Source organism: Acinetobacter tjernbergiae DSM 14971 = CIP 107465 (assembly GCF_000374425.1).
GTDB classification, from domain to species: Bacteria; Pseudomonadota; Gammaproteobacteria; order Pseudomonadales; family Moraxellaceae; genus Acinetobacter; species Acinetobacter tjernbergiae.
This window is the reverse complement of sequence record NZ_KB894372.1, coordinates 1-12,161: the sequence shown is the minus strand read 5'-3', so window position 1 is coordinate 12,161 and position 12,161 is coordinate 1. Positions and strand designations below refer to the sequence as shown.

Below are 12,161 nucleotides of genomic sequence, written 5' to 3'. Positions count from 1 at the left end.
ATTCAGAACGCTGATTAGTTTTCAAAATCAATTCTCAGTGTTTCAAAACGAACTCGTCCTTCACGTACCGCTTGCGCAATTGCCTGTTGCCCTTTGCTCAAGCGTGCACCACCACTTTTGATATCCAACAAAATCACTTCAATGTCATCTACGGTGCCATCTCCATCACGAAAATTGGTATAACCATCAAATACCACATAATCGACGGGATCACCGAGAAACTTTGCATCACTGGGTAAATACCGAAACTCAGGCAAGATCGGTGCAAACTGTTCAGCCATTTTCCCTTTTAAAACCGCACGGCTGGTATTTACACTGCGTTTTTGCGCATCAAGTAAGGCTTGTTTATGTTCTAATTCTAATTCAGCAATATATTTTTCATATTCTGCCTGAATACGACCATTGCGTGTATTGGACAAAATCATGGTTGTGATAACGACACCAATACAACCACCAATCAACATTGCAAGCCAAACTGACATAAAAGTATTCCTTTTTCTAGGTTTGCTATTTAACTGCAAGATTAAACTTTTGTCATGTGTCATACACTCTGGTCAAAAAGATGCTAAGGTATAGTTGAATACAAAACACTTGTTAAAAAATCTAATTTCATGAAGACAATATTAATTGCAAATCAAAAAGGTGGTTGCGGCAAAACCATGACCGCTATTACCCTTGCCTCAGCATTATCACAAAAAGGTTATAAGGTTGCGCTTGCCGATGCCGATAACCAAAAATCATCATTACAATGGTTAAAGCAACGTCCTGAAACTGTGACCGCAATTCAGAGTCTCGATTGGCGACATGAAAAATCAATTGGTGATATTCCAAAGCATCTCGACTATTTGATTATTGATGCACCAGGTGCGCTGTCAGGCGAACATGCTGAACAATTGGTCAGTGAAGCACATGCGATTGTAACGCCATTACAACCCTCATTTTTTGATATTGATAGTACGCGTCGTTTTCTGAAACATTTGCAAGACATTAAACGTATTCGCAAAGGAAAAGTGCAGATTCTGTTGATTGCCAATCGTGTCAAACCAAATAGTGCTAGTTCAAAAGATATTCAGGATTTTTTTAATAAGATTGAACAAGAACCTGTTGCATGGATCTCAGAACGTAGTGCTTACGGCACATTAGCCATGCAAGGCTTGAGTATTTTTGATAAAACACAGAAAAACTTTGTCAGTATTCAGAGTCAATGGCAGCCTGTTCTAAATCAATTGGTTGATGATCCAACTGAATGGTTCTAAGCGTTGCAAAGAAAGCTAATCTTTTGATATTGAATCTTAAAACAAGGAAATGAAAATTTCCCTAGACTGGTTTTTCAGTTAATATGGTTTGACTTATCTGCTAGTACTAGAGAAATATTATCGTGCAACAATACGCCCCAACATTACAACGCGTTTTGCTGTTTGGACTATTTTTTGTCTTAATGTTCCTCGGATTCAGTATTCTAAAATACTTTATCGTTCCTGTTGTTTGGGCAGCAATTATTGCATATATGACTTGGCCCGTTTATTTGTGGGTACAACGCCGTTTCTTTGGAGAGAATCGTCCAACACTGAATGCCACTATTATGATTAGTTTGGTTATTTTAGTTATTGGTATTCCCTTTATTTTCGCCATTTTTATGTTGCAACTCGAAGGGCGAAATTTATATTTTAACCTGCAAAAACAATTATTCTCAGGGCATATTCAAATTCCTGATTTTATTAAAACACTGCCTATAATTGGCCAAGATATTAGTCGCACCCTCAACGAATTGAGTGCTGATCCCAATAGCATTACTAAAAACATTGCCGAGTGGATTCAAGGCCATCTAAGCTATGGACGTTTTGTACTCAGTGAAATTAGTCGCAACTTAGTCAAACTCACTTTTGCAATTATGACCTTATTCTTCTTCTACCGTGATGGACAAATGATTTTGGCGCAAGTCAGTCGTGCCCTAGAAATGGTGATTGGTCCTCGTGTACATCATTATTTAGACACCATCTCAGAAACCACTCGTGCTGTGGTTTATGGTGTGGGCTTAACGGCGGTTGCTCAAGCGATTTTAGCAGGTCTCAGTTACTTCGTTGCAGGTGTTCCAAATCCAATGCTCCTGACGATGGTGACATTTATTTTAGCCTTGATCCCGTTTGGTACACCGATTTCTTATTTTGGTGTTGGACTATGGTTGTTTGCCCAAGGTCAAACAGTAGAAGCAATTGGTGTAATCACATGGGGCGTACTTATCGTTAGTAGCTCAGATAATGTGATTCGCCCATTAGTAATCTCTGGTGCAACTCAGATTCCATTCATACTCATCATGTTTGGTGTTTTAGGGGGAATCGCAAGTTTTGGTTTGGTGGGTTTATTTATTGGTCCAGTGATCTTGGCTATTTTATTGGCAATTTGGCGCGAATGGTTACATGAAAATGTTCAAGAACCGATTGCGGCAATTGAAGCACCACCTGAAACAAAATAAAATTTTTGAAACTCTCGTAAAAAGACCAGCTTTTAGCCAGTCTTTTTACTTATTCTAATACATTACGCTAAAACTAATTGATCATTATTTAATAATGTATTTAAACTTACATCTATATTTTTTAATGTAACGAGTAAGGTATCACTATAAGAACCTGCAGATCCATCTCGATCAAGATATACTCCGATATCAGCTCCCATATCAACAATAGTAAGAAATTGCTCAACATTCACTAAAGTTTCTACACCACTATAACCAATCAATAGATCACTAACATCAATCTTATCTGCATTTACATCAGAACCAATCAGACCCACTTTAAAATCAGTCCAGATATCGGCACCATTACCACCAGTCGCATGTGGATTTGCTAACAAGTTAAAGATTAAGGTATCAGAACCTGTACCTGCCGTGTAAGTGTCATTCCCTTCTTTACCATTCAAAAAGTTGTTTCCTGTATTCCCCATGATCGTATTTGCAAGTAAGTTCCCTGTACCATTAATATTTGTAGCACCAGATAAAATTAAGTTTTCGACATTATTACTTAAAGTATAACTTGCTGTAGAAAATACCCGATCTACGCCCTCATTAAATAACTCAGTTACAATATCGCTGGTGTTATCGATAAAGTAAGTATCATTTCCTAACCCACCGACTAAAGTATCGATACCAGAGCCACCATCTAAGGTATTAACACCACTATTACCTGTGATTACATTATTCAATGTATTCCCAGTCCCATTTAAATTGAATGAGCCTGTTAAAATTAAATTTTCAAAATTAGTTCTTAATGAGTAATTAATATTACTAAAAACGCCATCTATTCCTTGATTTAATGATTCAGTAACAACATCACCGGTATTATCAACATAATAGATATCATTCCCAGCCCCGCCTTGTAATGTATCTGCACCACTACCACCATCTAGCGTATTATTACCACTATTCCCTAGAATGGTATTGACTAAAGTATTTCCTGTACCATTAATATTACTTGCACCAGATAAAATCAGATTTTCAACGTTATCTTCCAGCGTATGGCTTGCACTCGCAAAGATTCGGTCTATACCCTCATTAAAAAACTCAGTGACCACATCTCCACTATTGTCTACAAAATAAGTATCATTCCCTAAGCTGCCGATCAAAATATCAGCACCAGCACCACCATCTAGCGTATTGACACCGCTATTACCCACAATTGTATTGTTTACGGTATTTCCTGTCGCATTAAGGTTTGATGAACCTGTTAAAGTAAGATTTTCGAAATTAGTTCTTAGAGAATAGTTAATATTTGCAAAAACACTATCCATACCTTGATTCAATGACTCAGTAACAACATCTCCCGTATTATCGATATAATAAGTATCGTTTCCTGAACCGCCCTGCATAGTGTCTATGCCAACACCACCATCTAGAATATTATTCCCAGTATTACCAAGTAGCGTATTATTTAGGATATTCCCTGTAGCATTATTATTGGCAGAACCTGATAAAATTAAATTTTCAACATTGGCACTTAATGTATAGCTAATACTTGAAAAAATTCGATCAGTTCCTTCATTGGTTTGTTCAGTAACTATGTCACCTAGATTGTCGACAAAGTAGGTATCATTTCCTAAACCACCAATCAAAGTATCAGCACCTGCACCACCATCTAAACTGTCATTTCCTAAACCACTATCTAATACATTAGCCCCAACATTACCGAGTAATGAATTAGCAACATCATTCCCTGTACCATTAATATCAGCTATACCAGACAGAATTAAATTTTCAAAATTAGAACCTAAAACATGATTGACACTAGAAAAAACTCGATCTGTGCCCTCATTGAGTTGTTCAATTACCACATCACCAATATGATCAATGATATATGTATCATCTCCGAGTCCACCAATCATTTCATCATTACTTGCCCCCCCATTTATGATGTCATTACCATCATTACCGTAAATGACATCATGGACAGTACTACCTATAATGCTATTATTATCAGCACTCCCATTGATCACAACACTGTCTAAGCTTCCTCCGAAATTAAGAAATGTCGTTGTCGATAGATTTAAATTCTGCGTATCCATATAAATTTCATAACGGTCAGTGACATCTGAGAAACTAATACCATTGACTGTAGTAAAATTTCCAATAGAAAGTTGGGAGGTATTGACTAAGGCTGTAGCAAACCCATTCAAGCCAGGATCAGTAAATTTAAGGATTTCTAAACTATTCAGAGTAATATTTCGTAGATCAAAATTATAGGTTAATGCGGGATCATCTAATAATAAGGTATCAATACCACTACCACCATCATATACTTCACCAAGTATTAGACTAGTCATTGTGGTCAGTCGTAACGTATCATCACCTACATCGCCATAAAGCTTATCTAAGCCTTCACCACCATTTAAGGTATCGTTACCAGAGCCTCCATGTAAAAAGTCATTCCCAGCACCACCATTCAGTGTATCAAGACCTCCTTGGGCAAAAATACTATCATCCCCATTACCACCATCAATAATATCATTCCCTTGAACTGCTCCTGTACCCACGACATGTCCCGTAACAGAAACATTCAACATGAAAGTATTGTTAGAGGTAAATGTTGAACCGCCAAATGGATAAATTTGCAGATAATAAGTACCTGCACTAGTGGGTGTATAAGTAAGATAAGAATCCAGTGAATCGAATGAACCGAGCCCACCATTACTGGTAACAGAATCATCATTCGTGACTAAAACATTACCTAATGAGTCTAGAATACTAATGATTAAATCGTTCCCGTTTCCAATAGGTGACGAAGCAGAGAAGTCGATATCTGCTGTGAGTGTTTCTCCTGCACCAACATTCACACTAAAAAATTCGGCTTGTCCGATAGTTGATTCAACAATTGCAGTTACATGAGGAATACTTGAATTACCAAATAATGGGTTCTCATCGACAGTCCAAGCACTTGTTGCCGTATCTAAACTCAAAGCTGTTGCAATTGATCCATTCGCAAAAGACTGATCAGGAATATATAGATTACTACTATCTGCTAAAACGAAATCATCGCCATCATTTGCATTAATGGTATTATTTGCAACAGAGAGAGAATCTATTCCCATTATAAAATCGTCATTGGCAGAACCTGTCATCGGTTCACCAGTATATATATAGCTTATAGCCATGATCATATTCCCTATAGAAATTGTTATTTTGATTATTAAGATAAATTTTAAATTATCAGCAACCCTTAGGATTCTTTCTTTTTTATCTCACCTATATGATCACCAACCACCAAAGACAAATAGATCACACTTATCTTAATAAATTTAATATACATCACAATTTAAAGATAGATATGCAAAAAAAATCAGCAAAATATTATAATTGTTACACAATATTTATTAATTAAAACTTTAAAGTGAGCTTAAAAACCAACTCAAACATATAAATTCATATAATTCATAGTGTAAGAATCTCTTTAAAATAAACAGAAAGCTCTTTATAAAAGCCAACTTAATAATGATTAAAAAATATTTAAAATATAAATTTTAAGAATTAAAAAATCCACAAACCAATTCGACTCATCATTAAATTTTTAAATAGCTATTTTTATTTTGACTAAAGGTTAAATTTAAATCAAAGTAAATATTGAAAAATTAAAATAAAAGACAAAATAATTTCTTTTAAATAATTTAGATTATTATAAAAAACAAGACGTTGGTTGTTTAAAAACTCTACAAAAAATAGATAAAATCTATCCAAAATTATTTTATCTCAAGATCCAAAAAACTAAATACTAGGCTTATTCGACCAAAGCAAGATCGCTAAAAGCAACAGTTGAAATATTATTAAACTGGAATTAAATCCGACATCAATCACTACCCCTTTAATTAAATTTAAAAATAGGAACAACAAAAACCATATTATTAACAATAATTTTAAAATACGTGCACTTAAATATAAAACAATATTAAATAAAAAACCCCAAACCGAATGGATTGGGGTTCTTTTTATTATTTAGCTATTACACAAGTACCAACTGATGATTATCTAACAATGCTTGTAAACTGACATCAACATTCTTCAATGTTAACAATAGAGTGTCATTATAACTTCCACCACTACCATCTCGATCTAGAAGAATTTTTATATCAGTACCAGTATCCACAACAGACAAGAATTGATCTACAGTCGTCAAATCTTGACTGCCATTAAAACCAATCAACAAACTACTTACATCAATCTTGTCAGCATTTAATCCGACTTCAAAATCTGTCCAAGTGTCTGAATCATTACCGCCAGTTGCATTATTTGATAATAGATGGAAGATAACGGTATCAGAACCTGCGCCTGCAGTATAAGTATCATTACCCGCTTTACCATCTAGAACGTTACTACCACTATTTCCAAGTAAGGTATTCGCAAGATCATTACCTGTACCATTAATAGCTGAAGTGCCACTCAATATCAGATTTTCAACATTAGAGCTTAAGGTATAACTTACGCTTGAATAAACGCGGTCAGTTCCTTCACCAGCAAGCTCTGTAACGATATCCCCTACATTATCAACAAAGTAAGTATCATTACCTAGCCCACCAACTAAAGTATCTACTCCAGCAGCACCATCTAGAGTATCATCACCCAAACCACCTGCTAGAATGTTATTACCAGAATTACCTAGCAAATTATTTGCAAGCTCATTACCTGTACCATTAATGTTACCAGTACCAAATAAGATCAGATTTTCGACATTTGCAGCCAAGGTATAATTAACACTTGCAAAGACACGGTCAGTACCTTCATTAGCAAACTCAGTAATTACATCGCCCACATTGTCAACGAAGTAAGTATCATTACCTAAACCACCGATTAGAGTATCTGCTCCCGCAGCACCATCCAAGCTGTCATTTCCGAGACCACCAGTCAATATATTACGACCAGCATTACCCAAGAGTGCATTTGCTAAATCATTACCTGTACCATTAATATTAGCTGTTCCTGCGAGAACTAAATCTTCAACATTTGCAGCTAAAGTATAATTAACACTTGCAAAGACACGGTCAGTACCTTCATTTACTTGTTCAGTAACAACATCATTAACATTATCTACATAATAGGTGTCATTGCCTAAACCGCCAAGCAAGGTATCAACCCCAGCACCGCCGTCTAAACTATCATTACCTACTCCACCATAGAGTAAATCATTGCCTAAGCCACCATTCAGAGAGTCATTTCCTAGACCACCGTATAGCGTATCATTACCTGCACCACCGTCTAAACTATCATCACCAGCAGCACCATCTAGAATATTACTTAATGAGTTACCAATCAAAGTATTGGCTAAATCATTACCTGTTCCGTTAATGCTTGATGCACCCAATAGAATCAGACTTTCAACATTTGCACTTAAAGTATAACTTGCTGTAGCGTAAACACGATCAACGCCCTCTCCAGCAAACTCGCTAATAACATCATTAGTGTTATCAACATAGTAGTTATCATTTCCGAGACCACCAAGTAAGGTGTCTACACCAGCACCACCATCCAACGTATCATCGCCCAAACCACCAGATAAAATATTATTACCTGCATTACCAAGTATTGAGTTAGCTAAGTCATTACCTGTACCGTTAATATTAGCAGTACCTGACAAGATTAAGTTTTCTACATTAGCGCTTAAAGCATAACTTACGCTTGCAAAGACTCGATCTAATCCTTGACCTACGTGTTCAGATACTACGTCTCCAATATTATCAACAATATAAGTATCACTTCCGAGACCACCAATTAAGGTATCAGCACCAGCACCACCATCTAGGGTATCATTACCAGCACCACCATCTAAAATGTTAGCTCCAGCATTACCAAGCAACGAGTTGGCTAACTCATTCCCCGTTCCATTGATGTTTAATGTGCCATACAAAATTAGATTTTCGAGATTACTTCCTAATGTATAAGTAATATTTGAAAATACTCGATCAACCCCTTCATTGAGTAGTTCAGTTACAACATCACCAGAATTTTCAATGATATAAGTATCATTTCCTAAACCACCAATTAATGTATCTGCGCCAGCCCCACCATTTAAGGTATCATTTCCGTCACCACTGATGATTGAATCATTAAGGTTACTACCAACAATTGAGTTATCACTGCTGTTACCATAAATAACAATGCTATCAAGCGGATTATTAAAATTATTGAAGGTTGTTGCTGATAAATTTAAATTCTGGGTATCCAAGTGAATTTCATATCGTTCAGCTACATCTGCACGATTAGTACCATTCACTGTAGTGAAATTTCCAGCATTCAATTGAGATGAATTTACAATAATTGTTGAAGTACCATTAACAATCGGGTCTTTCAATGTTAGAACTTCAACACTATTTAAATTAATCGTACGCAAATCAAAATTGAAATTGGCGTGTGGATCAATAACTAAAGTATCAGCACCATCCCCACCATCATAGCTCTCACCAGCCTCTAAATCGGTAACTGCTGTAATGATAAGAGTATCATCTCCCAAACCACCATGCAGCTCATCAGTACCTGCACCACCAATCAAAGTATCCGCACCTAAACCACCAATAATGGAGTCATTACCCTGACCACCATTGATATATAGCTGACCACCCGATGATGAAAAGTCTAGGTTATCGCCTGATGATGAACCAAGAACAATACCAGTGAATTGATCACCATATTGAGTTCCTGTAGTCAAATCACGGACATCAAATGTCGTTCCAACAGATGCTGTAATTACAACGCCTTCATCATCACTACGACTTGCATTTCCAGTTAATCCATCCGTACCATCTTCAGCTTGGATTCGAACTGCTAATCCACCATCTTGAGGAGGTGTGCTGTTGCTATCAAGAGCAGAACCATTTCCTACTTCGCTACCTGTCAAAGTAATACGGACTTGGCTAGCACTTGTATTAACATGTAAGTAATCTAAGCTTTCTTTCAGATCTACTTTATAAGGAAGTTCTTCACCTGGAGCGGCGGTATCTAAATTAAGAACGTATGTATCTTGATTAGGAGTACCAACGATAGAAGTCCCATCAATATCATTTACATTCAGCGTAATCGTTTGCGTTGTGCTTGCACCATCACTATCCGTAACAGTTATATCAAAGCTATAACTAGATTTTGTTTCATAGTCTGCCGCAGCATTTAGAGTCACGACACCATTCGCATCAATTGAGAATGCGGCTGTATCAATACCACTCAAACTATAGCTCGTTATAACATCATTTTGATCTATATCAGTTGCTACAGTCGTATAAACTACTGCACCCGCGCTAGCTGCACCTTCATCGACACTCACAATACTACCACTTGTGATAGTTGGAGCATCATTATTACCCGTAATCGCAATTGTGATTACTTGATCGACTGTCCCACCATGCTGATCGCTAACAGTAACTGTAAATGTCTCATACACGACATCATCGATACCCAATGCTTGTGTCAAACTATTGTTTACACTGTAGTTCCATTGGATACTACCATTACCAAGTCCAGTTGCTGGATCAACAACTGTTGCAGTTAGTATTCCACCTAAACTATTTCCACTATCAGGACTAATACTAATGCTATGACTATCACTAAGATCAACATCATCAAAGGTAATTAAGCCGAAGTCATTCAAATTACCAGCGCTAATAGCAAAATCTTCGATCACAACCCCATTAACATCAGCTGCGCTTACAGTAGGAGCATCATTTGTCCCTGTCACTGTTATGCTTGCAGTTTGATGTACGATAGCACCGTGTATATCCTGAATATCGTAGCCAACTTGGATAACTGTTTGTTCGCCAATAGCTAAATGATCAAAGGCTATATGAGTTGGGTCAATAGCTAAATCATAACCGCTTAAGCTAACCCCATCTGGTAGTGATGTACTACTTGCACCTCCATCAACACTATATGTAATGTTAATGATACTTAACGTTGCTGTTTCACCATGATCAACATCACTTGCGCCACTCAATAAGTTTACAGTTGAAGCTGAATCATTTTCCGCAACTGTCGTCGCTAGCGCAGCAACAACCGTAGGTGCATCATTGCTACCCTCAATCGTAATATTCAGTACAGCTCGATCAGAACGTAAACCATCTGTAACACGATAATTAAACGACTCTGTTAATGTCTCGCCAACCGCTAGACTATTCACCAAAGGATTCGTATTATTTAAAGTATATGAGTAAGTACCATTACTATTAAGAGTAAGGCTGCCATATAGACCAACCAAAGCAGTTCCAATGCTACCTAAAGTTCCTGCACCCTCAATATTACCTGTGTAGATTTGGTTTACTTGCAAAACAGTACCCAAATCAACATCTAGATCATTGGTTAGCACATTACTAGAAAGAACAATACCATCTTCAACAGCTATCTCGTTGTCATCTGCTGCAATTGGAGCATCATTACGTCCATGTACGCCAACTGTGACGATTTGGCTTGTAATACCACCATGGCCATCATCAATTAGAATAGTGAATGATTCAGGATAAGTATGTGCAGCTGCTTGCTGTGCCGCAGCATTTGATAAGGTATAGGTCCATTTAACGGTACCATCACCTGCACCTATTGCAGAATCAGTAATAACTGCGGTTAACGTACCACCTAAAATGTTGCCACTATCTGCCAACACGCTAACAGTATGATCATTACCTAACTCGATATCATCGAAGTGTATAAAGCCAAAGTCACTTAGATTACCAGCACTGACCGCAAAATCTTCAATTACTGCACCATTGTCATCGGCACTTATAATTGTCGCTGCATCATTTACACCATTAATAATGACGTTAACGGTACCAACATTCGAATCAACCGTGCCATCGTTAGCAACATATTGGAAAGTTACAACACGGCTTTCACCATCTGCTAATCCTTGATCAGCCGCCTGTGGTGCAACACTGAATGTACCATCACTATTGAAAGTCAAACCTGTTGGGGCAGTACCAACCAAGCTATAGGTCAACGGTTCATCATCAACATCTGTCGCAACAACTGCGCCTGTGATTGATGCATCATCCTCTGTACCTATGAATGTTTGTATACCACTACCTTGACTGACAACTACATCATCAAGATAGATCTGATTACCATCAGAAGAACCATCACCAATTGGACTGAACTCTACCCATGTCACACCTTGGAAACTTACAGTGTTAATACCTGCTGGGAAGGTCAATACTGTACTTGGGTCTAAGCTAGTACGTACTTCTGCTGCATAACCTAGGTTCAAAGTAAATGATGTTAAATCAAACGATGCACCGCTGTTATAAGTTAAACGCGCAATCGTGTCATAGTCATCATTTGCTGAGCCATTATGGAAATATAAACCATTCCCATCAGCACTATCCAAGTGATGACCAGCACCAACGGTAAGAACATAGCCATCTTTAGTATAAGTATCACCAATACCAGTATATGAAGCTGGATATAGTTCTGATATGTCCGCACTCTCAAACGTTAGCGTTGTGCTGATAGCTGAAACAGGCACAACTGGCGCATCATTAACGCCATTAATGGTAATTGTAACTGTCGAAACATTCGAATCAACTGTGCCATCATTAGCAACATATTGGAAAGTCACAACACGGCTTTCACCATCATCTAAGCCTTGGTCAGCCGCCTGTGGTGCGAGACTGAATGTACCATCACTATTAAAAGTCAAACCTGTTGGAGA

At 37.3% G+C, this 12,161-nt stretch carries 5 protein-coding genes; 2 read left to right on the top strand and 3 right to left on the bottom strand.

Annotated features, from left to right (window positions below):
* Nucleotides 1–14: 14 nt before the first annotated feature.
* Complete coding sequence (locus C502_RS0113955; protein WP_018679440.1) at nt 15–482, bottom strand: Holliday junction resolvase-like protein; 468 nt, start codon at nt 480–482, stop codon at nt 15–17.
* Between the two features lie 129 nt (nt 483–611).
* Here C502_RS0113955 and C502_RS0113950 point away from each other — a divergent pair, with 129 nt between their 5' ends.
* The gene (locus tag C502_RS0113950; protein ID WP_018679439.1) at nt 612–1,256 is read left to right on the top strand and encodes a ParA family protein; all 645 of its coding nucleotides are present in this window, start codon (nt 612–614) and stop codon (nt 1,254–1,256) included.
* Nucleotides 1,257–1,378: 122 nt separating this feature from the next.
* On the top strand, nt 1,379–2,473 hold the full coding sequence (locus C502_RS0113945; protein ID WP_018679438.1) for an AI-2E family transporter: 1,095 nt from the start codon (nt 1,379–1,381) through the stop codon (nt 2,471–2,473).
* 62 nt (nt 2,474–2,535) lie between these two features.
* Here the strand turns inward: C502_RS0113945 and C502_RS0113940 are convergent, their stop codons facing one another.
* Together C502_RS0113940 and C502_RS18645 are read right to left on the bottom strand one after the other, a co-directional pair.
* Nucleotides 2,536–5,640: a beta strand repeat-containing protein gene (locus tag C502_RS0113940; RefSeq protein WP_018679437.1), complete on the bottom strand. Its 3,105-nt coding sequence runs from the start codon at nt 5,638–5,640 to the stop codon at nt 2,536–2,538.
* A gap of 842 nt (nt 5,641–6,482) precedes the next feature.
* A partial coding sequence (locus C502_RS18645) for a VCBS domain-containing protein (RefSeq protein ID WP_018679436.1) occupies nt 6,483–12,161 on the bottom strand: 5,679 nt, incomplete at its 5' end.